The sequence below is a fragment of the Pseudomonas sp. ERMR1:02 genome, assembly GCF_002277815.1.
GTDB lineage: Bacteria > Pseudomonadota > Gammaproteobacteria > Pseudomonadales > Pseudomonadaceae > Aquipseudomonas.
On the sequence record NZ_NKJI01000016.1, the window covers coordinates 31170 to 56292 of the forward strand.

Here is a 25123-nt window from a genome sequence, read left to right on the forward strand (position 1 = left end):
CAACGCTCGCATTCAGACAGCCCGCGTCATCGTTGACGTCCATCGCGAGCGTGCTCGCTCCTACAGGTGGGATGTGTAGGGATCGATACCATTTTGCCAGCGACTATAGCCGGGCTCGCATATTCATTTAAAGATTAAAAAGCACTTTGCTTATTCCAATTTTTTGAACAGTGCATTGCCGCACCGGGAACAAAATGCCGCGCCATGTTCATGGCTGTTTTTCCGGCACACCGGGCAGTCGTGTTGCAGCTGTTCGCCGCGCATGGCGTTGGCCAGTTCGGCGGTGAAAATCCCGGTCGGCACGGCGATGATCGAGTAACCGGTGATCATCACCAGCGACGAAATCACCTGGCCCAACGGCGTCTTCGGCACGATGTCGCCGAAACCTACTGTGGTCAGGGTCACGATCGCCCAATAGATGCCTTTGGGAATGCTGGTAAAGCCGTGTTCCGGGCCTTCGATCACATACATCAGTGTGCCGAACACCGTCACCAGGGTGCAGACAGTGACCAGAAACACCACGATCTTCTGCTTGCTGCCGCGCAGCGCCGACATCAGGTAGTTGGCTTGTTTCAGGTATGGGCTGAGTTTGAGGACACGGAAAATCCGCAGCATCCGGATGATTCGGATAATCAGCAGGTACTGGGCATCGGCGTAATACAGCGCGAGGATACCGGGCACGATGGCCAGCAAATCTACCAGCCCATAAAAGCTGAAGGCATAGCGCAACGGCTTGGGCGAGCAGTACAGCCGCAGGATGTACTCGCCGAGGAAGATAACCGTGAAGCCCCACTCGATGTACGCCAAAACATCGGCGTAGTTCTTGTGGATCGTGTCGATGCTGTCGAGCATCACGATCACAATGCTGGCGAGGATGATCAACAGCAAAATGCCGTCGAAGCGCCGGCCGGCCTTGGTGTCGCTTTGGAAAATCATGACGTAAAGCTGTTCACGCCAGTTTTTGCTGCTGTCCATGGATAACGCCTGACTCAATGATCAGCGCAGCCTAGGTTGATTGTCCTCCAGAGCGCAAGACGTATGGGCGACAGTGGTCTTGCCGAGCATTTGCACAGCCGTGCGGATCAGCCAGCAGGCGAGGATGAACGGCGCGGTCATCGTTGGCAAACCGATGGCGGCAAACACCGGCGTCAGCAACAGCGCTGATGCAATGCTGGCCAGCGGCAGCCACGGTTGCTGGCGCAGCGAGCTGAAGGCGAGGGCGGCGAGTACGGCGTTATAGCTACCGAGGCCGAGCAATGCGCTGTAAAAGTCGTGATGCAGCAAGCTCCAGCCCATGCCCGCGACAGACGCCAACAACGCCCAGCAGAATGCGCGGCGATCAGCGATCAGCAAACCGACGGCAATCATCGCACCGGCCAGCGGATGACCAAGGAACATCACTTGGCCGAAGCCTTTCAATGGCGCGGTGAGCATGTTCAGCGTGGTGATTTCGATCAAATGCGCTTTTGTCGAGGGCGTGGCGAAGCACAGCAGCAACCAGCCAAGCCCCACGAAGGGCGCCGTGTAGGCAGGCAGGTATTGGCTGACCCGGACGCGTTTGAGCCACTGTTGCGTAATCATCGCGCTCAGGCCGCCGGCGGCGAGGATCAGCGGCGGTAACATCGCTGACCAGGGGAAATACAGGCTCAGCAACAAACCAAGCAGAACGCCGTTGTAACTGAACAACCCTGCCTGGCGATCAGCCTTGGCGTAATTGCGCCGTTGTGCCGTCAGCAGCCCGGCGACACCTCCCAGCAGCGCACCGCCGAGCAGGGCCGGGGCGGTGAACAGAATGGCTAAAAGGCACAGCAGGCCGCACAGCGGATTGCGCTGGAGGAATATTTGACTGAAGCCGTTGAGAAAAGCCTCGGCCCAGTCGGGGCAGTGGGTGTTGAAGTGATTGGCAGGCATGGCAGTTCTAAAAGTCAGTAGGACCGAGTTGCCTGCATCGCGAGCAGGCTCACTCCTAGACTGAATCTGCGTTCAGTCCTGGTCTTGTGAGCAATACAAAACCAATGTAGGAGTGAGCCTGCTCGCGATGAGGCCGGTATGGGCGCTAAATCAATGTCTCAATGCGCAAAGAGTTAGTCGATCCGGGCTGCCCAAACGGCACACCTGCCGTGATCAATAACGTGTCACCGCGCTGCGCCATGCCCTGGGCCTGGGCAATTTCCAGCGCCGTCGAACACACTTCATCCACCTGACGCAGACGATCATTGACCACCGAATGCACGCCCCACGCCACGGTCAGGCGGCGAGCGGTCGAAAGGTTTGGCGTCAGGTTAAGGATCGGCACCGTCGGTCGCTCCCGCGCCGCACGCAAACTCGACGTCCCCGACTCGCTGTAATTCACCAGCACCGCCACCGGCAACACGTTACTGATACGACGGATCGCACAGCTGATCGCATCGTTAACCGTGGCTTCGGCTTTCGGTCGGCTGACGTCGAGCTGGGCTTGATAGTCCGGACCGTTTTCCACCTGGCGAATGATCTTGCTCATCATCTGCACGGCTTCGAGCGGGTACTCACCGGACGCGGTTTCTGCCGACAGCATCACCGCGTCGGCACCCTCGGCTACAGCGTTGGCCACATCGGTGACTTCGGCACGGGTTGGCGCCGGTGAGAAGCGCATCGACTCCAGCATCTGCGTCGCCACCACCACCGGCTTACCGAGTTGGCGGCAGGTGCTGATGATGTTCTTCTGGATCTGCGGCACGCTTTCAGCTGGGACTTCCACGCCCAGATCACCGCGAGCGACCATGATCGCGTCGCTCAACTCGGCGATTTCCCGCAGTTGTGTGACGGCTGTGGGCTTCTCGATCTTGGCCATCAAAAACGCTTTGTCGCCGATCAGTGCGCGGGCCTCGCGGATATCATCCGGACGCTGCACGAACGACAGCGCCACCCAGTCCACACCCAGCTCCAGACCGAAACTCAAATCGCGGCGATCCTTGGCGGTCAGCGGGCTCAGGTCGAGCACCGCTTGCGGCACGTTCACGCCTTTGCGGTCCGACAGTTCGCCGCCATTGAGCACCGTGGTGTCGATGGCGTCAGCGTACTTGGTGACTACGCGCAGGCGCAGCTTACCGTCGTCCAGCAACAGTTCCATGCCAGGCTCTAGCGCGGCGATGATTTCCGGGTGCGGCAGGTTGACCCGGCGTTCATCGCCCGGCGTGGCATCGAGGTCCAGGCGCAAGGCCTGGCCGCGAATCAGTTGCACCTTGCCCTCAGCGAACTTGCCGACCCGCAGTTTCGGGCCTTGCAGGTCCATCAGAATGCCCAGCGGATAATTCAGTTGGCGCTCGACTTCACGGATCCACTGATAGCGCTGGGCGTGGTCGGCGTGATCGCCGTGGCTGAAGTTCAGGCGAAAGATATTAACCCCGGCCTGAACCAGCTCACGGATGTCGTCGATGCCGTTGGTGGCAGGTCCCAGAGTGGCGAGGATTTTGACCTTTTTATCAGGCGTCATGGTTATGGCTCTCGAGAATCAAAATGGCGCGGAAGTCATTGACGTTGGTGCGGGTCGGCTCGGTGACGATCAGTGCGTCCAGCGCCTCGAAATACCCGTAGCCATTGTTGTTGTCCAACTCGTCGCTGGCGCTCAAGCCCAGTGCGGCGGCGCGGGCGTAGCTGTCCGGGGTCATGATCGCCCCGGCGTTGTCTTCGGAGCCGTCGATGCCATCGGTGTCACCGGCCAACGCATAGACGCCGGGCAGGCCTTTGAGGCTGTCGGTCAGGCTCAGTAGGAATTCGGCGTTGCGTCCGCCGCGGCCATTGCCACGCACGGTCACCGTAGTTTCACCACCAGAGAGAATCACGCAGGGCGCCGCCAACGGCTGGCCGTGCTGAACGACCTGACGGGCGACGCCAGCGTGGACTTTCGCCACTTCGCGGGACTCCCCTTCCAGGTCACCAAGAATCAGCGGGCTGAACCCGGCCTGACGGCATTTCACCGCTGCGGCTTCCAGCGATTGCTGTGGGCGGGCGATCAACTGAAAGTGACTGCGGGCCAGGCTCGGGTCGCCGGGTTTGACCGTTTCCGATTCCGGGCTTTGCAGCCAGGTGCGTACGGACGCTGGAACTTCGATGTTGTAGCGCTTGAGGATCGCCAGCGCTTCGGCCGAAGTGCTCGGGTCGGCCACGGTGGGGCCGGAGGCGATGACCGTGGCGAGGTCGCCCGGTACATCGGAAATCGCATAGGTATAAACAGTGGCAGGCCAGCAGGCCTTGCCCAGGCGTCCGCCCTTGATCGCCGAGAGGTGCTTGCGCACGCAGTTCATCTCGCCGATGGTGGCGCCGGATTTGAGCAGGGCTTTGTTGATTGACTGCTTGTCAGCCAAGGTGATTCCTGCAGCCGGAAGTGCGAGCAGCGCCGAACCACCGCCCGACAGCAGGAAGATCACGCGATCGGATTCGCTCAGGTTGCTGACCAGCTCGAATACTCGTTTGGCTACGGCTTGACCGGCTGCGTCCGGTACCGGATGCGCGGCTTCGACCACTTCGATTTTTTCGCAGGGGGCGCCGTGACCGTAACGCGTCACCACCAGACCGGACACTTCACCCTGCCAGCAGCGTTCGACTACTTGGGCCATGGCGGCCGCGGCTTTACCGGCACCGATGACGATCACCCGACCGCTGCGATCGGCAGGCAAATGGGCTTCGAGGACTTGCTGCGGATGGGCCGCGTCGATGGCTGTGGCGAACAGCTCGCGCAGGAATTGTTGCGGATTGACCGACATGGCGGGCTCCCGGAATTCTTGTTATTGGGGAAAGCGGGGTCCCCTGTAGGAGCGAGGCTTGCCCGCGAACCAGGCACCACGGTGTTTCTGCAGCACCGAGGCGCTTTCTTCGCGGGCAAGCCTCGCTCCTACGGGGAGCGGGGCGAGGACTTACTTCTTGTCGCGAATCGAGAAGTTCGCCATGTGTTCCAGGCCTTTGATCAGCGCCGAGTGGTCCCAGTTGCTGCCACCGATGGCCGCGCAGGTGCTGAACACTTGCTGGGCGTTGGCGGTGTTCGGCAGGTTGATGTTCAGCTCCTTTGCGCCTTGCAGGGCCAGGTTCAGGTCTTTCTGGTGCAGGCTGATGCGGAAGCCCGGATCGAAGGTGCCTTTGATCATGCGCTCGCCGTGCACTTCGAGGATCTTCGACGAAGCGAAACCGCCCATCAGCGCTTCACGTACTTTTGCCGGGTCCGCACCGTTTTTCGAAGCGAACAGCAGGGCTTCCGCCACGGCCTGGATGTTCAGTGCGACGATGATCTGGTTCGCCACTTTCGCGGTCTGACCGTCGCCATTGCCACCGACCAGGGTGATGTTTTTGCCCATGGCCTGGAACAGCGGCAAGGCGCGTTCGAAGGCATCGGCATCGCCGCCGACCATGATGCTCAGGGTCGCGGCCTTGGCACCGACTTCACCGCCGGACACTGGCGCGTCGAGGTACTGCGCGCCGTTTTCGTTGATCTTTGCGGCGAAGGCTTTGGTGGCGGTCGGCGAGATCGAGCTCATGTCGATCACGACTTTGCCCTTGCCAACACCGGCAGCGATGCCGTCGGCGCGGAACAGCACGTCATCGACCTGCGGGGTGTCCGGGACCATGACGATGATGAATTCGGCTTCCTGGGCGACTTCTTTCGGGTTGGCCAGGGCAACAGCGCCGGCGGCGATCAGGTCGGCAGGGGCGGCGTCGTGGTGCGCCGACAGGAACAGGCTGTGACCGGCTTTCTGCAGGTTCGCCGCCATTGGGTGGCCCATGATGCCGGTGCCGATAAATCCGATTTTAGCCATGAGAAAATCCTCTTTTTTCGCAAATTCGTGGGGTGTCAGCGAGGACGCCTTCGCGGGCAAGCCTCGCTCCTACAGGCAACCCGTCTCCCGTAGGAGCGAGGCTTGCCCGCGAAGAACGATGACGCGGTCTCGCGTCAGATCGCGTTATGGGTCTTGAGCCAACCCAAGCCCGCTTCGGTGGTGGTCAACGGCTTGTATTCGCAACCGACCCAACCCTGATAACCGATGCGGTCCAGGTGTTCGAACAGGAAGCGGTAGTTGATTTCACCGGTGCCCGGTTCGTTGCGCCCTGGGTTGTCGGCCAACTGAATATGGTTGATCTCGCCCAGGTGCGCCGCCATGGTGCGGGCCAGGTCGCCCTCCATGATTTGCATGTGATAGATGTCGTATTGCAGGAACAGATTGGCGCTGCCGACCTGTTCGCGAATCGACAGGGCTTGCGCCGTGTTGTTCAGGTAGAAGCCCGGGATGTCGCGGGTGTTGATCGCTTCCATCACCAGTTTGATGCCCGCTGCGTGCAGCTTGTCGGCCGCATACTTGAGGTTGGCGACGAAGGTTTTTTCCACGGTGGCATCGTCGACGCCTTGTGGACGAATACCGGCCAGGCAGTTGACCTGGGTATTGCCCAGCACTTGCGCGTAAGCAATGGCAAGGTCGACACCGGCGCGGAATTCTTCAACCCGGTCCGGCAGGCACGCGATACCGCGCTCGCCCTTGGCCCAGTCACCGGCCGGCAGGTTGAACAGCACTTGGGTCAGACCGTTGGCATCGAGCTTGGCCTTGATTTCGGCAGAGCTGAAGTCGTATGGGAACAGGTATTCGACACCACTGAAACCGGCCTTGGCGGCCGCTTCGAAGCGGGCGAGAAAGTCCTGTTCGGTGAACAGCATGGACAGGTTGGCTGCGAAACGCGGCATGGTGGTCTCCTGTTAAATTTTCATCGGATCGTTCCCACGCTCTGCGTGGTAATGCCTCAATGGACGCTCTGCGTCCGCTTTGGGACGCGGAGCGTCCCGGGCTGCATTCCCACGCAGAGCATGGGAACGATCAATCAGAGGGTGCGATCAGCAGTTAGTCGAGCAACGAAATCGCAGTCGGTGCGTCGTTGCCGACCAGCGCCAGGTCTTCGAACTCGTTGACGGCGTTGATCTCGGTGCCCATGGAAATGTTGGTCACGCGCTCCAGGATAATCTCGACGATCACCGGAACCTTGAACTCCTCGATCATCTCCTGAGCCTTGCGCAGGGCAGGCTGGATCTCGGACGGTTCGAACACACGCAGTGCCTTGCAGCCCAGGCCTTCGGCAACCGCGACGTGGTCAACACCGTAACCGTTGAGTTCCGGCGCGTTCAGGTTGTCGAAGGACAGCTGCACGCAGTAATCCATCTCGAAACCGCGCTGTGCCTGACGGATCAGGCCCAGGTACGAGTTGTTCACCACAACGTGGATGTATGGCAGCTTGAACTGCGCACCCACCGCCAATTCTTCGATCATGAACTGGAAGTCATAGTCGCCCGACAGCGCGACGACCTTGCGGGTCGGATCAGCCTTGACCACGCCCAGCGCCGCCGGAATGGTCCAGCCCAATGGGCCTGCCTGACCGCAGTTGATCCAGTGACGCGGCTTGTAGACGTGCAGGAACTGCGCACCGGCAATCTGCGACAGACCGATGGTGCTGACGTAGCAGGTGTCCTTGCCGAACACCTGGTTCATCTCTTCATAAACACGCTGCGGCTTGACCGGTACGTTGTCGAAGTGAGTCTTGCGTTGCAGGCTGGATTTGCGCTGCTGGCAGTCTTGCAGCCACGCGCTGCGGTTTTTCAGTTTGCCGGCGGCTTGCCATTCGCGAGCGACTTCGATGAACACGGTCAACGCGGCAGCGGCGTCGGACACGATGCCCAGGTCCGGGGTGAACACGCGGCCGATCTGCGTGCCTTCGATGTCGACGTGAATGAACTTGCGGCCTTCGGTGTAGACGTCGACCGAACCGGTATGACGGTTGGCCCAACGGTTACCAATACCCAGCACCACGTCGGATTTGAGCATCGTGGCGTTGCCATAACGATGCGAGGTTTGCAGACCGACCATGCCGACCATCAACGGGTGATCGTCGGGAATGGTGCCCCAGCCCATCAGGGTCGGGATGACTGGAATGCCGGTCAGTTCGGCGAATTCCACCAGCAGGTCACTGGCATCGGCATTGATGATGCCGCCACCGGCCACCAGCAATGGACGCTCGGCCTGATCGAGCAGGGCCAAGGCCTTTTCCACCTGAATGCGGGTCGCGCTCGGCTTGGCCAGCGGCAGCGGCTGGTAGGCGTCGATGTCGAATTCAATCTCGGCCATCTGCACGTCGAACGGCAGGTCGATCAGTACCGGACCTGGGCGGCCGGAACGCATTTCGAAGAAGGCTTTCTGGAATGCATAAGGCACCTGGCCCGGTTCCAGAACGGTGGTTGCCCACTTGGTAACCGGCTTGACGATGCTGGTGATGTCGACGGCCTGGAAGTCTTCCTTGTGCAGACGGGCGCGGGGTGCCTGGCCGGTAATGCAAAGGATTGGGATCGAGTCGGCCGAGGCGCTGTAGAGCCCGGTGACCATGTCGGTACCGGCCGGGCCGGAGGTGCCGATGCACACGCCGATGTTGCCGGCCTTGGTGCGGGTGTAGCCCTCGGCCATGTGCGACGCGCCCTCAACGTGGCGAGCGAGGACGTGATCAATGCCGCCGACCTTTTGTAGGGCGGAGTACAGCGGGTTGATGGCGGCACCCGGGATGCCAAAAGCGGTATCAACCCCTTCACGGCGCATCACCAGAACGGCGGCTTCGATTGCTCTCATTTTGCTCATGGTTTTGTGCCTCTTTACGTTTTGTAATTGTATACAAGTGGCTTTGCGCAGAGTGTATTCACGGCGGACGGCGCAGGTCAATCCATTTTCTCAAGCGATCGTTTCATTCGTCGGAAGCCCATTAGACTGTGGCTTTTCGTCGCATGTGGCGCTTTTCGATAATTATTGTATACAAAAAAATAATTCATTGTGTTCTATTTGTTGCATCGGACTGCGACGCAAGCGTGAGACCAAAACCGCAGTCCACCGGCTTTCCGCAAAACAAAATGAGGACGGCACCATGAGCGCTTTAACCTTGAAAGTCGCAGTCAACCTGGTCAACGAGGCCATCAACGCAGCAAGGGCAATATCCGCAGCGCCCTTGACCATCGCGGTACTGGATGCCGGCGGGCATCTGATCACCCTGCAACGCGAAGACGGCGCCAGCCTGCTACGCCCTCAGGTCGCCATTGGCAAGGCCTGGGGCGCAATCGCACTGGGCAAAGGCTCGCGCCTGCTGGCGCTGGACGCACAACAACGCCCGGCGTTCATCGCCGCTTTGAACAGCTTGGGGCAGGGCAGCGTCGTGCCGGCACCGGGTGGTGTGCTGATTCGCGATCAGGGTGGGAATGTGCTGGGGGCGGTGGGGATCAGCGGGGATCTGTCGGATGTCGATGAACAGTGCGCGATCAATGCGATCGAGGCGTTGGGGTTGACGGCGGATGCTGGGGTGGTGGCTTGATTTTCAGTCACTGATTAACCGCTATCGCGAGCAGGCTCACTCCTACAGGATCGTGGTCTGACACAAAATGTCTGAACACCTAAAACCCCTGTAGGAGTGAGCCTGCTCGCGATAGCTATCTACCAGAAACATCCAGCCAAGAGTTTACCCAACTCACTTGAATCCACAGAACTAGCCTTCTCAGGACCTGATCTGAGAGGCAAAGGAATGCCGGATTTACCTGCTGCACACCGATTGCGAGTCGGGCGCTATGCCGAAGCCAGTCGAATTTATCTGTTAACCACCAACACACTTCACAGGACGCCGGTTTTCAAGGATTTCGCCTTGGGCAGGCTGGTCGTCGATCAATTTCGAAATGCACAGAATCTTGGCCAGGCTAACTCACTGGCCTGGGTGGTCATGCCGGATCATTTTCATTGGTTAATTGAATTGCAGCAGGGATCATTGAGTGAGCTGATGCAAAAGACCAAGTCGATGAGTACCAAGGCGGTGCGGCAGTCCACCGGTCGAAATACCAGTCTCTGGCAGAGAGGTTTTCATGATCGGGCACTGCGGCGGGAGGAGGATTTGGTGAAGCTGGCTCGGTATGTCGTGGCCAACCCATTGAGGGCTGGGCTGGTAGAGAAGCTTGGCGACTATCCGCTGTGGGACGCCATCTGGGTTTGAGCTAAAACCGTGTCGCCTCAATCGCGAGCAGGCTCACTCCTACATTGGAATGCATTGCCCTGTAGGAGCGGGCTTGCTCGCGAAGGCCGCACCGCGGTCTATCAGTCCGGCTCACACCCCTTGAGCACCAACCGGATAATCGTCTGCGCCGCCGCTTCATAATCCTCTTCATCCAGCTTGGCCTTACCGGTGATGGCGGTGATTTGCCAGTCGAAGTCGGCGTAGGTCTGGGTCGCGGCCCAGATGCTGAACATCAGGTGATTGGGGTCGATGGGGGCGATCTGGCCGCGGTCGATCCAGGTCTGGATGCAGTCGATGTTGTGCCTGGCCTGGCCGTTGAGCTGTTCGACAAGGTCGGCGCTCAGGTGCGGGGCGCCGTGCATGATCTCGCTGGCGAATACCTTGGAGGCAAATGGCAAGTCACGGGAGATGCGGATTTTCGAACGGATGTAGCCGCTCAGGACTTCGCTGGGCACGCCGTCAGGGTTGAACGGTGTCGAAGCTGCAAGGATCGGCTCGATGATGCTTTCCAGGACCTCGCGGTAGAGGTTTTCCTTGGATTTGAAGTAGTAGTAGACGTTGGGCTTGGGCAATCCCGCCTTGGCTGCGATGTCGCTGGTTTTGGTCGCAGCGAAGCCCTTGTCGGCAAATTCCTCACTGGCGGCACGCAGGATCAGTTGTTTGTTGCGCTCGCGGATGGTGCTCATAAACCAGGTGGTTCCTTGCCTGTACTGGCGGTTGCGCATGGTAGCACCGGCCTTTGGCGGCGCTCAAGAATGCTCCGTGCGACGCTCGGCCACGCTATGCTGCACGCCATTCATTCAAGAAGGAAACCCGATTCATGGCAGGAAGCAGTTTGCTGGTGCTGATCGATGACATCGCCGCCGTACTGGACGACGTGGCGTTGATGACCAAAATGGCCGCCAAGAAGACCGCCGGTGTGCTGGGCGACGATCTGGCGCTCAATGCCCAGCAGGTCAGTGGCGTGCGTGCCGAGCGGGAAATCCCCGTGGTCTGGGCGGTGGCCAAGGGTTCGTTCATCAACAAGCTGATCCTGGTGCCGTCGGCATTGGCCATCAGCGCGTTCATTCCCTGGTTGGTCACGCCGTTGTTGATGCTCGGTGGTGCCTACTTGTGCTTCGAAGGGTTCGAGAAACTCGCCCACAAGTTTTTGCACAGCAAAGCTGAAGATCAGGCTGAACATGCCGAACTGGTCGAGGCGGTTGCAGATCCGGCGGTGGATCTGGTGGCCTTCGAAAAGGACAAGATCAAGGGCGCGATCCGCACCGACTTCATTCTCTCGGCGGAAATCATCGCCATCACCCTCGGCGTCGTGGCCGATGCGGCGCTGACTCAGCAAGTCGTCGTGCTCTCGGGCATCGCCATCGTCATGACCGTCGGGGTTTACGGGTTGGTGGCGGGCATCGTCAAGCTCGATGATCTGGGGCTATGGCTGACCCAAAAGCCCGGGCAGATGGCCAAAAGTATCGGTGGCGGAATTTTGCGTGCGGCACCGTATCTGATGAAAAGCTTGTCGGTGATTGGCACTGCGGCGATGTTCCTGGTCGGTGGCGGCATCCTGACCCACGGCGTGCCGGTGGTGCATCACTGGATCGAGAGTGTCAGCGCGGGGGCGGGCGGTGCCGGTTTTATCGTGCCGACGTTGCTTAATGGTGTGGCGGGGATTGTGGCGGGTGCGGTGGTGTTGGTTGGGGTTATGGCTGTCAGCAAAGTCTGGAAAGCGCTGAAGGGCTAAGGCCTGAATGCAATTCAAATGTGGGAGCGGGCTTGCTCGCGAAAGCGCTCTAACATTCAACATCTCAGTTGTCTGATATACCGCTTTCGCGAGCAAGCCCGCTCCCACATGGTTTTGTGGCGTTTCAAAGATTTCAACTAAAAAGGCCATTCGACTCGCATCGAATGGCCTTTTTTTGGCTGCCGCAATTACTCGGCGATCTGCAACTTGCGCGATTCGGTGTACACGTAACGCACTTTCTCGTACTCGAACGGCGAGTTCATCTGGCCATAGCGGAAATTGGTCTGATAGCGCTTGTCGACGGCGCGCAGAATCCAGACCTCTGGATGGTTGGAGCTGACTTCGGCAACGTTGAGGAAGTTGATTGCATTCTCAGCGCTGAAATCTACCACCAGGCCGCCTGTGTCCCGCAGGTTCGACGGACCGAGGATTGGCAATACGAAGTAGGCGCCGCCTGGTACGCCATAGAAGCCCAGGGTCTGGCCGAAGTCCTCGTTCTGGCGCGGCAGGCCCATGGCGGTGGCAGGATCCCACAGGCCGGCGATGCCGATGGTGGTGTTGAGCAGCAGCCGTCCGGTGATATCCATCGAACGCTGGCCCTTGAACTGCAACAGGCTGTTGAGCAGGTTCGGTACGTCGCCGAGGTTGTTGAAGAAGTTGCTGACGCCGGTGCGCAAAAAGCTTGGCGTGATGTAGCGATAGCCATTGACCACCGGCAGGAACACCCATTGGTCGAACCGGTAGTTGAAGTGGTAAACGCGGCGGTTCCACTCTTCCAGCGGGTCGTAGACGTTCAGCGCGCTGAGTGTCGAGCGTTCGAACTCGCGCTGATCCAGCCCCGGGTTGAACTTGAGTTTGCTCAGTGGCTCTTTGAAACCATCACTGTCGATGACCACGGGAGCATTGGCTTTGCTGTTGTCGGCATTGGCAGCGGTTGCGCAGAGTAACGCGGCGATAAGCAGGAGGTATTTAGCCACGGAAGAACTCCAGCATGGCGTCGCTGTTGACGCGGTAGTTAATGTTGCCGCAATGGCCGCCCAGCGGGTAAACGGTCAGGCGATCGCCGAAAGTCTTGCGCAGGAAACCGAGGTCACCGGGGCCGAGGATCAAGTCGTCGGCGTTGTGCATGACGGCGATTTTCGGGCTGTTGTGCAGGTAATCCGCGAGCGCATACAGACTCACCTGGTCGATCAGTTGCAGCAGGCTGCCGCCATCGGTGCGGGCGCGCCACATCGGGATCACTTGTTCGGTGATGTAGCAGTCGAAGTCGCATTGCAGTGCACGTTTGAGGTACGGCGTGAGGCTGGTGCCTTCGGTGATAAGGGTTTTCGGTGGGGTGATGAGGCCGCGGCGGTTGATCAGGTCCGAGGTGAAGGCGATGTCGGCCGCCGAAAATCGGAACGAAGTGCCGATGAGCATGGCCATCTGTTCATTGCTCAGGTGCTGCTTGGACTGTTGGAAATCGTAGAGAAGCGCATCGTTGAGGTCGATGTAGCCCTTCTGCTGGAAGTAGCGGGTCAGCTTGTTCAGCACTAGCTCATAGAAGGTAGTCGTATTGGTGATGCCCTTGACCTCGGTCTGGACCAGTCTGTCCAGGTTGGTGATCGAGGTGTAGAGGTTGACCGGAGGATTGAGCAGCAGCACTTTCTTGAAGTTGAAGCTGCGGCGGGTTTCGTCCAGGTGTGCGACGAATGCCGCATCCAGCGCGCCCAGGCTGTAGCCCGTCAGGTAGTAATCGGTGACTGGCAGTTTCGGGTTTTGCGCGCGCACGGCCTGCATCACCCGGTACATGTCTTCGGCGTCGTCCTTGGTGATGCCGGGCGTGGCAAAGCGCGACGCGGCGCTCATGAAGTCGAAACTGGTGGGTGAGGACAATTGCACCACGTGGTACCCAGCTTTGTAGTAAAGCTTTTTCAAGTACTCGTTCAGGCTGCTGTCATAGCGCGCGCCGGTGCCGGCGATCAGGAAGATCAGAGGTGCGGCTTTATCCTGGGTGGCGATGCGATAGGTAAGTTTTTTTACCGGCCAGAAGTTGTCTGGAAGCTCGAACTGTCGCTCCGGGCGCAAGGTGACGCTGCGATCCGATTGATCGATGTCGTCGTCGAGCGGCAACTCCGGGCGCAAGTTTGGCGGTGTCGTGGCGATGGTCGCTTCGAACGGGTTGGTCAAGGGATAGCCGTAACTGGCGGCGTCGATGTCGACCGCCAGTGCAGACGCACTCAAGATAAGGCCACCAAACAGGGCGGCGAAGCGCAGGGAACGGAGCATGACTAAATCCCTTAGAAGAGGTACCGAATGAAGTTCGCAGGCTATGACCACTGGATTTGCGCCAAAGTGCCACGCATCGGCACCAAACAGGCCTAATTTCGAAGTAATAGTAGCTGGACGATACACTTTGCAGCGATCGGATGACCAGTTAACTGTTGTTAGCGCTTGCGTAAGGCTGCCGGGCGATTAAGCTGGCCGCCGTTTTCGCTTATTGGAGTACTTCATGTCCCGCCGTCTGCCCGTGATTCTGCTGCTCGTTTTGCTGCCGTTATGGCTGGCCGCCAGTTATGGCGCGCGTTATGGCTTCATGGAAGATGCGCAATGGGTGGGTATCTGCGTGGATGAGGCGAGCCGCTGGGAATGTCAGGTCCGTTCGAATCTGGGCCTGATGATTCACTTCGGGGTATTGGGCTGGGCTGCTTTGGCTGCTGCGGTGATCAGCTTCGTGACGCCGGGACGGGCAGGCTGGTGGCTGGCGGTGCTGGCGCTGGCGTTTGGGTTTCCGGCGTTGGCGTTGTACAACACGACGTTGGCGGTATTTGCGGTGGTGATTGCGGGGCTGCGGTTGGTCAGGGCGTCCCGTAGCGCCTGATAGTCAGTCTTCGCGGGCAAGCCACGCTCCCACAGGGATCATAGTCGTATACAAATTTCTGTATTCACTGAAGACCCTGTGGGAGAGGGCTTGCCCGCGAAGAGGCCATCATGTTCGCTGAAGATTATGCCTTGCGTATCCGCAAACTCCGCCACAACGCCACCACCATCAACACACACACCAGCGCCCAACCCCAGGCCTGCTGGTTCTGCAGTCCTTCGCGATACAGCTGCGGCGCAATACCAGCGCCGATGATGAAGGTCAGCAGGGCGATTTCCCGACGCGGCACATTCACCGGGCGGCAAAGGTAAACCAGCGCCGGCACGATGAACGCCACGCTCGGGAAGCTGCGGTAACGTGGGTCGAACACCAGCTCCAACATCATTACCGCCGCCGCAAACCCTGTTGTTGCCAGCAGCCAGCCTGGTCGGCGCTCGAGCGCATTGAATGCCCGTCCACGCCAACCGGTGCGGGGGCTCAACGTCAGCGCCGCGTGGGCCAATATCAGTAGATTCAAACCCGTCAGTACAGCGACCCACAACCATTCACTGGCAAAACGGGTGGTCACCCGAGCCAGATCGCCCCACGCACCAATCGAACATGCAGCCAACGCTCCCAGCAGCGGCAACACCAATGCTGCCCGGGTGCTGCGCACGCGTCCGCCGAGGAACAGCGTACCAAGGAAGATCAAGCAGCCCACTGCCAGCCACTGCGACCAGTACGGCACGTTCGACACTGGTCCGGCCAGCACGCCCTTGTCCTGGCGATCGGCATCGAACAGTCCCCAGTACCCGCCAACCGCGCCTTCGCTGGCACGTTTCCACGGTTGGTCGAAGGCTTCTATCAGGTTGTAGTGCCAGCCGTGCTGCTCGGCCATGGCGACGAAACCACGAATGAATTTGGCTTCATTGACCCGGCTCGGCAAGGCAGTTTCACGCTGGCGGCCTTCGCTCGGCCAACCGGTTTCGCCAATCATCACGTCCTTGGGCGCGAACTTGTTGCCGAACACCTGACGCACGTCAGCCACATGTTGCAGGGCAGCGTCGATATTCGAGGGATCATCTTCCCAGTACGGCAGCAAGTGGATGGTCAGGAAATCCACGGCCGGGGCGATTTCCGGATGCTTGAGCCAGAACTCCCAGACGTCGGCATAAGTGACAGGCTGTTTGACGTGGCTTTTTACCTTGGTGATCAACCTGGCCAACTGCGCGCCGGTGACTTCCTTGCGCAGCAGGGTTTCGTTGCCGACGATCACCGCAGTCACCACGTCCGGGTTGGCGTTGGCCGAGGCGATCAACAGGTCGACTTCTTTTTCGGTGTCCACCGGGTTGCTGTTGACCCAGGCGCCGATCATCAGCTTCAAGCCGTGCTTGCGCGCCAGATCGGGCAGGGCGCCAAGGCCGGTCATGGAGTAGGTGCGGATACATTCAAAATTTTTCGCCAGTAACGCGAGATCGGCGTCCATGCGCTCGGGGCGCAAATTGAACGGCACATCGAACGGCGACTGGTCCTTGTCGAATGGGGTGTAGGAAGCGCACTGCAGTTTGTGCGTCGGGGTGGCGGCGTCCGGCAGAATCACCGGTTTGCCGAGGCCGTACCAGAAGCCACCGAAGGCAAAAAGCCCCAGCAGGCAGGCGAACAGATAAGCAAAAAAAGGAAAGCGCGAGGTTACGGGCATGGTCAGGCCGTCTGGGAGCAAAGCGGCGCATGTTACCTGCATTTGCCGCGTGCTTGGTGGCCCGCATAAATTTGACATGCAAAGTTCGGGCGGATTGCCTGATGCGTTTGTCGGGCGCGGGATTAATGGCGTTCTGATGTCGTTTCTCGATGCCTTGAGGTCGCTGGCAGAGCAGGTCGCTGCGAGCGTCAGGTTGATTATCGAGGGCGTCAGTACCCTCGTTTATAAATCGCGCTGATGATCGATCGAGTTTGCGGTGGGCGTGATGGGGGCGCTGTGCACCATAACAATACGTTGACGCGACTCGGCATCCGTCGAGCGCAGCACTTTCGGGGAAGTAACGATGAAGATGCGACGACTTTTAGGCACAGGTGCCGCTCTGGTACTTGCGATGGGTTCCACATTCGCCAACGCCAAGGAAGTGACCATCGGTTACGTTGACGGCTGGTCCGACAGTGTCGCGACCACCCACGTGGCCGCCGAAGTGATCAAGCAGAAACTCAATTACGACGTGAAGCTGCAAGCCGTCGCTACCGGGATCATGTGGCAGGGCGTGGCCACCGGCAAACTCGACGCCATGCTGTCCGCTTGGTTGCCAGTGACTCATGGCGATTATTGGGCCAAGAACAAGGATCAAGTCGTCGACTACGGCCCGAACTTCAAGGACGCGAAGATCGGCTTGATCGTGCCGGAGTACGTCAAGGCCAAGTCCATCGAAGATCTGAAAACCGACGACAGCTTCAAGAAGCGCATCGTCGGCATCGACGCCGGTTCAGGCGTGATGCTCAAGACCGATCAGGCGATCAAGGACTACGACCTGACTGGGTATCAAAACAAGGCCAGTTCCGGCGCCGGCATGATTGCCGAGCTGACCCGTGCCGAGAAGAAAAACGAATCCATTGCCGTGACCGGTTGGGTGCCGCACTGGATGTTCGCCAAGTGGAAACTGCGTTTCCTTGACGACCCGAAAGGCGTGTATGGCGCGGCTGAAACCGTGAACAGCATCGGCAGCAAAGAGCTGGCAACCAAGGCGCCGGAAGTGGCCAAGTTCCTGAAGAACTTCCAGTGGGCCTCGAAAGACGAAATCGGCGAAGTCATGCTGGCAATTCAGGATGGTGCCAAGCCTGAAGCCGCAGCGAAGGACTGGGTCGCCAAACACCCGGATCGCGTTGCTGAGTGGACCAAGTAATACCAAGCAAAGTATCTGGTCTGTATTCAAAGACCCCCAGGCAGGAATGCCCTGGGGGTCTTTGCATTTCTGCATTGGACAAAAAACTGTAGGAGCGAGCCTGCTCGCGAAAAACTTAGGGGCGCCGCGGCGTATCTGGTTTTGCACGTTATCGTTCAAGACCATCGCGAGCAAGCTCGCTCCTACAATTGGCAGATTTGTCATGTGGTTCTAAGACTAAGGTCGTCTGGAACCTGCCCCGCAGCCGCATAGAGTGGATACCGTTCCAACTAAATCTGTGCTGCGAGGATAAAAACAATGAACGACAGCATTTACCTCTCGATTCAAAACAGCCCGCGATTCAAGGAGCTGGTTAGCAAGAGGGAACGATTCGCCTGGATTCTTTCGGCGATCATGCTAGGGCTTTACTCCGGATTCATCCTTTTGATTGCTTACGGGCCGCATGTACTGGGGGCGAAAATCAGCCCTGAGTCATCGATTACCTGGGGCATACCGATTGGCGTCGGGCTGATTGTTTCGGCGTTCGTCCTGACCGGTATTTACGTACGACGCGCCAACGGCGAATTCGACGACCTGAACAATGCGATTCTCAAGGAGGCTCAGCAATGATCCGGCGTCTAATGGCTCTTTTGAGCATCGCAGCCTTTGCACCTGGCGCCTGGGCAGCTGATGCCCTGACTGGCGCTGTGCAGAAACAACCGCTCAACGTTCCCGCGATTCTGATGTTTGTGGTGTTCGTCGGTGCAACCCTGTGCATTACCTATTGGGCTTCCAAACGCAACAAGTCGGCTGCCGATTACTATGCGGCAGGCGGCAAGATCACGGGCTTCCAGAACGGTCTGGCGATTGCCGGTGACTACATGTCGGCGGCGTCCTTCCTGGGTATTTCCGCGCTGGTATTCACCTCCGGCTATGACGGCCTGATCTACTCGATCGGCTTCCTGGTGGGTTGGCCGATCATTCTGTTCCTGATCGCCGAGCGCCTGCGTAACCTGGGTAAATACACCTTTGCCGACGTGGCGTCCTATCGCTTGGGGCAAACCCAGATCCGTTCGCTGTCCGCGTGCGGTTCGCTGGTGGTGGTGGCGTTCTACCTGATTGCGCAAATGGTCGGTGCCGGCAAGCTGATCCAGCTGCTGTTCGGTCTCGATTACCACGTTGCGGTGATCCTGGTCGGCATTCTGATGTGCCTGTATGTGCTGTTCGGCGGCATGCTGGCGACCACCTGGGTGCAGATCATCAAGGCTGTGTTGCTGCTGTCCGGCGCCTCCTTCATGGCGTTGATGGTGATGAAACACGTCAACTTCGACTTCAATATGCTGTTCTCCGAGGCGATCAAGGTTCACCCTAAAGGTGAGGCGATCATGAGCCCGGGCGGCCTGGTGAAAGATCCGGTCTCCGCGTTCTCCCTGGGCCTGGCACTGATGTTCGGTACCGCTGGCCTGCCGCATATCCTGATGCGCTTCTTCACCGTGAGTGACGCAAAAGAAGCCCGTAAGAGCGTGCTGTACGCAACCGGCTTCATTGGTTACTTCTACATCCTGACCTTCATCATCGGCTTCGGTGCGATTCTGCTGGTCAGCACCAATCCGGCCTTCAAAGACGCTGCTGGCGCATTGCTGGCGGCAACAACATGGCGGCGGTGCACCTGGCCAATGCGGTTGGTGGCAGTATCTTCCTTGGCTTCATTTCGGCCGTTGCGTTTGCGACCATTCTGGCAGTGGTTGCCGGTCTGACCCTGGCCGGTGCATCGGCGGTGTCTCACGACCTGTACGCAAGTGTGATCAAGAAGGGCAAGGCCAACGAGAAGGATGAGATCCGCGTCTCGAAAATCACCACCATCGCGCTGGCGGTGCTGGCGATTGCGCTGGGCATCCTGTTTGAAAGCCAGAACATCGCCTTCATGGTTGGCCTGGCGTTCTCCATCGCGGCGAGCTGCAACTTCCCGGTCCTGCTGCTTTCCATGTACTGGAAAAAGCTGACCACCCGCGGTGCGATGATCGGCGGCTGGTTGGGGTTGGTGAGTGCTGTGGGCTTGATGATCCTTGGGCCAACCATCTGGGTGCAGATCCTGCACCACGAGAAGGCAATCTTCCCGTATGAATACCCGGCGCTGTTCTCGATGATCATTGCGTTTGTCGGGATCTGGTTCTTCTCGATTACCGACAAGTCGACTGCGGCGGACAATGAACGGGCGCTGTTCTTCCCGCAATTCGTTCGCTCGCAGACCGGTCTGGGGGCGAGTGGGGCGGTTTCGCATTGATGGCTTGATGCTTCTATATAAGCAGCGATGTTGAACGAAGTGCCCCGGTCGAAAGATCGGGGCATTTTTTGTGCAGGCTTTAAGGGCTGTGCTGTTTTTGCAGGAGCCATCGCGGGCAAGCCCGCTCCCACAGGGATTTTGGTTGTTCACACAATTTGTGTTCCGCCACAGGCCACTGTGGGAGCGGGCTTGCCCGCGATGACGTCAGTCCGGTCACTGCATGGCTTAAATTACGACACAAACAAAAACGGCCTCTATGTGAATAGAGGCCGTTTCCGGTGCAACTCAAGACGTTATCGCAAGACAGGTCTTATTTGCGGTCTTCCAGCTCGGTGATGTCACGCGACTCGTAGCCGGTGTACAGCTGGCGCGGGCGGCCGATCTTGTACGGGCTGGAGAGCATTTCTTTCCAGTGGGAGATCCAGCCGACGGTCCGCGCCAAAGCGAAGATCACGGTGAACATGCTGGTTGGAATGCCGATCGCCTTGAGGATGATCCCCGAGTAGAAGTCGACGTTCGGGTACAGCGAGCGTTCGATGAAGTACGGGTCGGTCAGGGCGATCTCTTCCAGGCGCATGGCCAGTTGGAGTTGCGGATCGTTCTGTATGCCCAGTTCCTTCAACACTTCGTCGCAGGTCTGCTTCATGACGGTAGCGCGAGGGTCGCGGTTTTTGTAAACGCGGTGACCGAAGCCCATCAGCTTGAACGGATCGTTCTTGTCCTTGGCCTTGGCGATGTACTTGTCGATGTTCGACACGTCGCCGATTTCATCGAGCATGGACAGCACTGCTTCGTTGGCTCCGCCGTGGGCAGGGCCCCACAGTGCGGCGATACCGGCGGCAATACAGGCGAACGGGTTGGCACCCGAAGAACCTGCCAGGCGTACGGTAGAGGTCGATGCGTTCTGCTCGTGGTCGGCGTGGAGGATGAAGATCCGGTCCATGGCCTTGGCGAGCACCGGGCTGATCGGTTTGATCTCGCACGGGGTGTTGAACATCATGTGCAGGAAGTTTTCCGCATACGACAGGTCGTTGCGCGGGTACATCATGGGTTGACCCATGGAGTACTTGTAAACCATCGCTGCCAGGGTCGGCATCTTGGCAACCAGGCGGATCGCGGAGATTTCGCGATGCTGCGGGTTTTTGATGTCCAGGGAGTCGTGGTAGAAGGCCGAAAGGGCGCCGACTACACCGCACATCACGGCCATCGGGTGGGCGTCGCGACGGAAGCCGTTGAAGAAGGTTTTCAGCTGCTCGTGAACCATGGTGTGGTTCTTGACGGTGCTGACGAACTGGGCCTTCTGGTCTGCAGTCGGCAATTCGCCGTTGAGCAGCAGATAGCAGGTTTCCAGGTAGTCCGACTTTTCAGCCAGCTGTTCGATCGGGTAGCCGCGGTGCAGCAGAATGCCGTTGTCGCCGTCGATATAGGTGATCTTCGACTCGCATGAGGCGGTCGACATGAAACCAGGGTCAAAGGTGAAACGGCCCGTGGCCGTCAAGCCCCGAACATCGATAACGTCGGGACCAACGGTGCCGGTTAAAATGGGCAGCTCGACGGGGGCTGCGCCCTCGATGATCAACTGCGCTTTTTTGTCAGCCATGTGGCCTCCTATTTATGCTTGAAATCATCAGACAGACCCCCCACGCAGGGCCCGCACCACTATAGTGAGATAAATTCGAATGTCAATTTGCCTAAAGTCCTGCTCCAGAAGGCTTTAACCCGACTTTTTTCTCGAAATTGCCTGCCATTTACGCCTTTTACACGAGATGTGCAATCCGCCATTTGGGGTGGGTGTTTGCGTTGTCATTAGTAGCCTAACTGTCTATACTCGGCCACCGACCGCCAAGGGCTTTTGGGCCTGCTTTATTGGGGGTCGCATCCCTGGGTGGTGGTTACCTGACCAGTGCACTCCCCAACAACTTTGCCCTGATTGTTAGGGGCTCTTCAGTGTGAAAAAAGCCGTGAAAAGCCAACGACCTGTAAACCTAGACCTAAGGACCATCAAACTCCCCATCACCGGCGTTACGTCGTTTCTTCACCGTGTTTCCGGCATCATCCTCTTCCTGGGCCTTGGCTTCATGCTTTATGCATTGGGCAAATCCCTGGGTTCCGAGGAAGGCTTTGCCGACGTGAAGGCAACCTTGACCAGCCCTCTGGCCAAGTTCGTAGCATGGGGCCTCCTGTCCGCTCTGCTGTATCACCTGGTAGCCGGTGTGCGCCATTTGATCATGGATATGGGAGTCGGTGAGACGCTGGAAGGCGGCCGCCTGGGCTCGAAAATTATCATCGCCGTTTCCGTGGTGTTGATCGTTCTGGCAGGAGTTTGGATATGGTAACCAGCGTTACGAACCTTTCGCGTTCGGGCCTCTATGACTGGATGGCACAGCGTGTATCTGCGGTTGTTCTCGCGGCTTATTTCATCTTCCTGATCGGATACCTGGCAGCGAATCCGGGCATTGGCTTTGTCCAATGGCATGGCCTGTTCGCCCACAACGGGATGCGTATCTTCAGTCTGCTGGCCCTCGTTGCCCTGGGCGCTCACGCCTGGGTCGGCATGTGGACCATCGCGACCGACTACCTGACGCCGATGGCGCTGGGCAAGTCCGCGACTGCAGTACGTTTCCTTTTCCAGGCAGTATGCGGCGTTGCGATGTTCGCTTACTTCGTCTGGGGTGTGCAGATTCTCTGGGGTATCTGATTCATGGCTAACATTCCAACGATTTCTTTCGACGCCATCATTATTGGTGGCGGCGGTGCCGGCATGCGCGCTGCGCTGCAACTGGCGCAAGGCGGCCACAAGACCGCCGTGATCACCAAGGTGTTCCCGACCCGTTCGCACACTGTGTCGGCACAGGGCGGCATCACCTGCGCCATCGCGTCGGCCGATCCGAACGATGACTGGCGCTGGCACATGTACGATACCGTCAAGGGTTCTGACTATATCGGTGACCAGGACGCTATCGAATACATGTGTCAGGAAGGCCCGGCTGCGGTATACGAGCTGGACCACATGGGTATGCCGTTCTCCCGTACCGAACAAGGTCGTATCTACCAGCGTCCATTCGGCGGTCAGTCGAAGGATTACGGTAAAGGCGGGCAGGCTGCCCGTACTTGCGCCGCTTCCGACCGTACCGGTCACGCGCTGCTGCATACCCTTTATCAGGGCAACCTGAAAGCCGGCACCGTGTTCCTGAACGAGTACTACGCTGTTGATCTGGTGAAAAACCAGGACGGCGCGTTCGTCGGCGTAATCGCTATCTGCATCGAAACCGGTGAAACCAGCTATATCCGCGCCAAGGCTACTGTCCTGGCGACTGGTGGTGCCGGTCGTATCTACGCTTCCACCACCAATGCCCTGATCAACACCGGTGACGGCGTCGGCATGGCTCTGCGTGCAGGCGTACCGGTACAAGACATCGAAATGTGGCAGTTCCACCCGACCGGCATCGCCGGCGCCGGTGTACTGGTGACCGAAGGTTGCCGTGGTGAGGGTGGATACCTGATCAACAAGCACGGCGAGCGTTTCATGGAGCGTTATGCTCCGAACGCCAAAGACCTGGCGGGTCGTGACGTTGTTGCCCGTTCGATGGTTAAAGAGATCATTGCCGGCAACGGTTGCGGTCCGAATGGCGACCACGTAATGCTCAAACTCGACCATTTGGGCGAAGAAGTGCTGCACAGTCGACTGCCAGGCATCTGCGAACTGTCGAAAACTTTTGCACACGTTGACCCGGTTGTTGCTCCGGTTCCGGTTGTTCCGACTTGCCACTATATGATGGGCGGCGTTCCGACCAACATTCATGGTCAGGCGATCACCCAGAACGCCGAAGGCGTGGACGAGATCATTCATGGTCTGTTCGCGGTGGGCGAAGTGGCTTGCGTATCGGTTCACGGTGCAAACCGTCTGGGCGGCAACTCGTTGCTCGACCTGGTGGTCTTCGGTCGTGCGGCTGGTCTGCACCTGGAAAAAGCGCTGAGCGATGGCATCGAATACGACGAAGCCACCGACGCCGACATCAATGCGGCCCTGTCGCGTCTGTCCGCTCTGAACGAGCGTACCGATGGCGAAGACGTGGCAACCCTGCGTCGCGAGCTGCAAAGCTGCATGCAGAACTACTTCGGCGTATTCCGTACCGGCGAATACATGCAGAAGGGTATTGCCCAGCTGGCTGATCTGCGCAAGCGCATCGCCAACGTCAAGATCAACGACAAGTCGCAGGCGTTCAACACTGCGCGTATCGAAGCTCTGGAACTGCAAAACCTGCTGGAAGTGGCTGAAGCTACTGCCATCGCTGCCGAAGTACGTAAAGAGTCCCGTGGCGCTCACGCCCGTGAAGACTTCGAAGACCGTGACGACGAAAACTGGCTGTGCCACACCCTGTTCTTCCCGGGTGAGAAGCGCGTTTCCAAGCGTGCCGTGAACTTCTCGCCGAAGACAGTTCCGACGTTTGAACCCAAGATTCGGACTTACTAAGGGTGGCCGCCATGTTGCAAGTCAGTGTTTATCGTTACAACCCTGATCAGGACGCTGCGCCGTTCATGCAGGAATTCCAGGTTGATACCGGTGGTAAAGACCTGATGGTGCTGGACGTGCTCGCGCTGATCAAAGAGCAGGACGAGGGTTTCTCCTATCGTCGCTCCTGCCGTGAAGGCGTTTGCGGTTCCGACGGCATGAACATCAACGGCAAGAACGGCCTGGCGTGCGTTACGCCACTGTCTGCCGTTGTCAAAGGTAACAAGCTGATCGTTCGTCCTCTGCCAGGTTTGCCGGTTATCCGTGACCTGGTCGTCGATATGAGCATCTTCTACAAGCAATACGAGAAGGTTAAGCCATTCCTGCAGAACGACACGCCGGCTCCGGCCATCGAGCGTCTGCAGTCCCCGGAAGAGCGTGAAAAGCTCGACGGTCTGTACGAGTGCATCCTGTGCGCTTGCTGCTCGACCTCTTGCCCGTCCTTCTGGTGGAACCCGGACAAGTTCCTGGGTCCAGCTGCTCTGCTGCAAGCGTACCGCTTCCTGGCAGACAGCCGCGATACCAAGACCTCCGAGCGTCTGGCTTCGCTGGATGACCCGTTCAGCGTATTCCGCTGCCGCGGGATCATGAACTGCGTCAACGTTTGTCCGAAGGGCCTGAACCCGACTAAGGCCATCGGTCACATTCGTAACATGCTGCTTTCGAGCGGTGTGTGATTCAGCTGCTGTACCCGTAGGACTGCTGTACCTGTAGATGCTACGGCGCAGGCTTCAACCGGCGCCGTAGTTTTAACCTGAGCAGCAGCCCATAAAGCTGCGGCTCTTATTTTGAAGAAATGAGACAAGCAGGGGCATCCGGGCTGGTACCCGGACTATCAGCGTGA

22 protein-coding genes and 1 pseudogene are annotated in these 25123 nt (G+C 58.7%); 11 read left to right on the forward strand and 12 right to left on the reverse strand.

Annotated features, from left to right (window positions below; translation table 11 throughout):
• Positions 1-150 precede the first annotated feature (150 nt).
• The 7 genes from CES87_RS23690 to gcl all read right to left on the reverse strand — a co-directional run bounded on the left by CES87_RS23690 (position 151) and on the right by gcl (position 8633).
• Positions 151-975 (reverse strand): ion transporter, encoded by an 825-nt coding sequence (locus CES87_RS23690; protein ID WP_128607998.1) that lies wholly within the window; start codon positions 973-975, stop codon positions 151-153.
• 21 nt (positions 976-996) lie between these two features.
• Positions 997-1911: an urea transporter gene (locus tag CES87_RS23695; protein WP_128607999.1), complete on the reverse strand. Its 915-nt coding sequence runs from the start codon at positions 1909-1911 to the stop codon at positions 997-999.
• A 145-nt stretch (positions 1912-2056) separates the two neighbouring features.
• Positions 2057-3472 (reverse strand): pyruvate kinase, encoded by a 1416-nt coding sequence (gene pyk / locus CES87_RS23700; protein ID WP_128608000.1) that lies wholly within the window; start codon positions 3470-3472, stop codon positions 2057-2059.
• Positions 3462-4742 carry a glycerate kinase gene (locus CES87_RS23705; RefSeq protein WP_128608001.1) on the reverse strand — a complete coding sequence of 427 codons (1281 nt, stop codon included), beginning with the start codon at positions 4740-4742 and terminating at the stop codon, positions 3462-3464. The genes pyk and CES87_RS23705 overlap by 11 nt, the downstream gene beginning before the upstream one ends.
• A gap of 150 nt (positions 4743-4892) precedes the next feature.
• Positions 4893-5786: a 2-hydroxy-3-oxopropionate reductase gene (locus CES87_RS23710; protein ID WP_128608002.1), complete on the reverse strand. Its 894-nt coding sequence runs from the start codon at positions 5784-5786 to the stop codon at positions 4893-4895.
• A 134-nt stretch (positions 5787-5920) separates the two neighbouring features.
• The gene (hyi, locus tag CES87_RS23715; protein WP_128608003.1) at positions 5921-6703 is read right to left on the reverse strand and encodes a hydroxypyruvate isomerase; all 783 of its coding nucleotides are present in this window, start codon (positions 6701-6703) and stop codon (positions 5921-5923) included.
• Positions 6704-6857: 154 nt separating this feature from the next.
• Positions 6858-8633: a glyoxylate carboligase gene (gene gcl / locus CES87_RS23720; protein ID WP_128608004.1), complete on the reverse strand. Its 1776-nt coding sequence runs from the start codon at positions 8631-8633 to the stop codon at positions 6858-6860.
• A 280-nt stretch (positions 8634-8913) separates the two neighbouring features.
• Between gcl and CES87_RS23725 the strand changes: the two genes are divergently transcribed.
• Both CES87_RS23725 and CES87_RS23730 read left to right on the forward strand, forming a co-directional pair.
• Positions 8914-9354 carry a heme-binding protein gene (locus CES87_RS23725; protein ID WP_128608005.1) on the forward strand — a complete coding sequence of 147 codons (441 nt, stop codon included), beginning with the start codon at positions 8914-8916 and terminating at the stop codon, positions 9352-9354.
• A gap of 207 nt (positions 9355-9561) precedes the next feature.
• Positions 9562-10020 carry a transposase gene (locus CES87_RS23730; RefSeq protein WP_128608006.1) on the forward strand — a complete coding sequence of 153 codons (459 nt, stop codon included), beginning with the start codon at positions 9562-9564 and terminating at the stop codon, positions 10018-10020.
• A 101-nt stretch (positions 10021-10121) separates the two neighbouring features.
• Here the strand turns inward: CES87_RS23730 and CES87_RS23735 are convergent, their stop codons facing one another.
• Positions 10122-10727: a TetR/AcrR family transcriptional regulator gene (locus tag CES87_RS23735; RefSeq protein WP_128608007.1), complete on the reverse strand. Its 606-nt coding sequence runs from the start codon at positions 10725-10727 to the stop codon at positions 10122-10124.
• A gap of 134 nt (positions 10728-10861) precedes the next feature.
• Here CES87_RS23735 and CES87_RS23740 point away from each other — a divergent pair, with 134 nt between their 5' ends.
• On the forward strand, positions 10862-11776 hold the full coding sequence (locus tag CES87_RS23740) for a DUF808 domain-containing protein (RefSeq protein WP_128608008.1): 915 nt from the start codon (positions 10862-10864) through the stop codon (positions 11774-11776).
• A 188-nt stretch (positions 11777-11964) separates the two neighbouring features.
• On the opposite strand, the gene CES87_RS23745 is transcribed toward CES87_RS23740, so the two are convergent.
• Together CES87_RS23745 and CES87_RS23750 are read right to left on the reverse strand one after the other, a co-directional pair.
• Positions 11965-12753 (reverse strand): VacJ family lipoprotein, encoded by a 789-nt coding sequence (locus CES87_RS23745; RefSeq protein ID WP_128608009.1) that lies wholly within the window; start codon positions 12751-12753, stop codon positions 11965-11967.
• Positions 12746-14044 (reverse strand): serine/threonine protein kinase, encoded by a 1299-nt coding sequence (locus CES87_RS23750; protein WP_128608010.1) that lies wholly within the window; start codon positions 14042-14044, stop codon positions 12746-12748. The genes CES87_RS23745 and CES87_RS23750 overlap by 8 nt, the downstream gene beginning before the upstream one ends.
• A gap of 223 nt (positions 14045-14267) precedes the next feature.
• Here CES87_RS23750 and CES87_RS23755 point away from each other — a divergent pair, with 223 nt between their 5' ends.
• Complete coding sequence (locus CES87_RS23755) at positions 14268-14636, forward strand: hypothetical protein (RefSeq protein WP_128608011.1); 369 nt, start codon at positions 14268-14270, stop codon at positions 14634-14636.
• Positions 14637-14760: 124 nt separating this feature from the next.
• On the opposite strand, the gene CES87_RS23760 is transcribed toward CES87_RS23755, so the two are convergent.
• Positions 14761-16356 (reverse strand): beta (1-6) glucans synthase, encoded by a 1596-nt coding sequence (locus CES87_RS23760; RefSeq protein ID WP_128608012.1) that lies wholly within the window; start codon positions 16354-16356, stop codon positions 14761-14763.
• A 301-nt stretch (positions 16357-16657) separates the two neighbouring features.
• Here CES87_RS23760 and CES87_RS23770 point away from each other — a divergent pair, with 301 nt between their 5' ends.
• The 3 genes and pseudogenes from CES87_RS23770 (at position 16658) to CES87_RS23780 (ending at position 19766) form a co-directional block, all read left to right on the forward strand.
• Positions 16658-17503, forward strand: a complete 846-nt coding sequence (locus CES87_RS23770; protein WP_128608014.1) for a glycine betaine ABC transporter substrate-binding protein — start codon at positions 16658-16660, stop codon at positions 17501-17503.
• 297 nt (positions 17504-17800) lie between these two features.
• Positions 17801-18112 carry a DUF485 domain-containing protein gene (locus tag CES87_RS23775; RefSeq protein WP_128608015.1) on the forward strand — a complete coding sequence of 104 codons (312 nt, stop codon included), beginning with the start codon at positions 17801-17803 and terminating at the stop codon, positions 18110-18112.
• A pseudogene (locus CES87_RS23780) lies at positions 18109-19766 on the forward strand (cation acetate symporter). Before CES87_RS23775 ends, CES87_RS23780 begins: the two are co-directional and overlap by 4 nt.
• A gap of 310 nt (positions 19767-20076) precedes the next feature.
• On the opposite strand, the gene gltA reads toward CES87_RS23780, so the two are convergent.
• A complete protein-coding gene (gene gltA / locus CES87_RS23785; protein WP_128608016.1) occupies positions 20077-21366 on the reverse strand; it encodes a citrate synthase in 1290 nt (429 codons plus the stop codon).
• Positions 21367-21715: 349 nt separating this feature from the next.
• On the opposite strand from gltA, the gene sdhC reads away from it, so the two are divergent.
• Genes sdhC through CES87_RS23805 form a run of 4 tightly spaced genes read left to right on the forward strand, consistent with a single transcriptional unit; the run spans position 21716 to position 24956 of the window.
• The gene (gene sdhC / locus CES87_RS23790; RefSeq protein WP_178081472.1) at positions 21716-22102 is read left to right on the forward strand and encodes a succinate dehydrogenase, cytochrome b556 subunit; all 387 of its coding nucleotides are present in this window, start codon (positions 21716-21718) and stop codon (positions 22100-22102) included.
• Positions 22096-22464: a succinate dehydrogenase, hydrophobic membrane anchor protein gene (gene sdhD / locus CES87_RS23795; protein WP_128608017.1), complete on the forward strand. Its 369-nt coding sequence runs from the start codon at positions 22096-22098 to the stop codon at positions 22462-22464. Before sdhC ends, sdhD begins: the two co-directional genes overlap by 7 nt.
• 3 nt (positions 22465-22467) lie before the next feature.
• A complete protein-coding gene (sdhA, locus tag CES87_RS23800; RefSeq protein ID WP_128608018.1) occupies positions 22468-24240 on the forward strand; it encodes a succinate dehydrogenase flavoprotein subunit in 1773 nt (590 codons plus the stop codon).
• Between the two features lie 11 nt (positions 24241-24251).
• Positions 24252-24956 carry a succinate dehydrogenase iron-sulfur subunit gene (locus CES87_RS23805; RefSeq protein WP_128608019.1) on the forward strand — a complete coding sequence of 235 codons (705 nt, stop codon included), beginning with the start codon at positions 24252-24254 and terminating at the stop codon, positions 24954-24956.
• Positions 24957-25123: the final 167 nt, after the last annotated feature.

What these genes read in the sequence shown, in the direction of transcription:
- CES87_RS23690 (WP_128607998.1), bottom strand. Translation starts at nt 975, where the DNA reads ATGGACAGCAGCAAAAACTGGCGTGAACAGCTTTACGTCATGATTTTC.
- CES87_RS23695 (WP_128607999.1), bottom strand. Translation starts at nt 1,911, where the DNA reads ATGCCTGCCAATCACTTCAACACCCACTGCCCCGACTGGGCCGAGGCT.
- pyk (WP_128608000.1), bottom strand. Translation starts at nt 3,472, where the DNA reads ATGACGCCTGATAAAAAGGTCAAAATCCTCGCCACTCTGGGACCTGCC.
- CES87_RS23705 (WP_128608001.1), bottom strand. Translation starts at nt 4,742, where the DNA reads ATGTCGGTCAATCCGCAACAATTCCTGCGCGAGCTGTTCGCCACAGCC.
- CES87_RS23710 (WP_128608002.1), bottom strand. Translation starts at nt 5,786, where the DNA reads ATGGCTAAAATCGGATTTATCGGCACCGGCATCATGGGCCACCCAATG.
- hyi (WP_128608003.1), bottom strand. Translation starts at nt 6,703, where the DNA reads ATGCCGCGTTTCGCAGCCAACCTGTCCATGCTGTTCACCGAACAGGAC.
- gcl (WP_128608004.1), bottom strand. Translation starts at nt 8,633, where the DNA reads ATGAGCAAAATGAGAGCAATCGAAGCCGCCGTTCTGGTGATGCGCCGT.
- CES87_RS23725 (WP_128608005.1), top strand. Translation starts at nt 8,914, where the DNA reads ATGAGCGCTTTAACCTTGAAAGTCGCAGTCAACCTGGTCAACGAGGCC.
- CES87_RS23730 (WP_128608006.1), top strand. Translation starts at nt 9,562, where the DNA reads ATGCCGGATTTACCTGCTGCACACCGATTGCGAGTCGGGCGCTATGCC.
- CES87_RS23735 (WP_128608007.1), bottom strand. Translation starts at nt 10,727, where the DNA reads ATGAGCACCATCCGCGAGCGCAACAAACAACTGATCCTGCGTGCCGCC.
- CES87_RS23740 (WP_128608008.1), top strand. Translation starts at nt 10,862, where the DNA reads ATGGCAGGAAGCAGTTTGCTGGTGCTGATCGATGACATCGCCGCCGTA.
- CES87_RS23750 (WP_128608010.1), bottom strand. Translation starts at nt 14,044, where the DNA reads ATGCTCCGTTCCCTGCGCTTCGCCGCCCTGTTTGGTGGCCTTATCTTG.
- CES87_RS23755 (WP_128608011.1), top strand. Translation starts at nt 14,268, where the DNA reads ATGTCCCGCCGTCTGCCCGTGATTCTGCTGCTCGTTTTGCTGCCGTTA.
- CES87_RS23760 (WP_128608012.1), bottom strand. Translation starts at nt 16,356, where the DNA reads ATGCAGGTAACATGCGCCGCTTTGCTCCCAGACGGCCTGACCATGCCC.
- CES87_RS23770 (WP_128608014.1), top strand. Translation starts at nt 16,658, where the DNA reads ATGAAGATGCGACGACTTTTAGGCACAGGTGCCGCTCTGGTACTTGCG.
- CES87_RS23775 (WP_128608015.1), top strand. Translation starts at nt 17,801, where the DNA reads ATGAACGACAGCATTTACCTCTCGATTCAAAACAGCCCGCGATTCAAG.
- gltA (WP_128608016.1), bottom strand. Translation starts at nt 21,366, where the DNA reads ATGGCTGACAAAAAAGCGCAGTTGATCATCGAGGGCGCAGCCCCCGTC.
- sdhD (WP_128608017.1), top strand. Translation starts at nt 22,096, where the DNA reads ATGGTAACCAGCGTTACGAACCTTTCGCGTTCGGGCCTCTATGACTGG.
- sdhA (WP_128608018.1), top strand. Translation starts at nt 22,468, where the DNA reads ATGGCTAACATTCCAACGATTTCTTTCGACGCCATCATTATTGGTGGC.
- CES87_RS23805 (WP_128608019.1), top strand. Translation starts at nt 24,252, where the DNA reads ATGTTGCAAGTCAGTGTTTATCGTTACAACCCTGATCAGGACGCTGCG.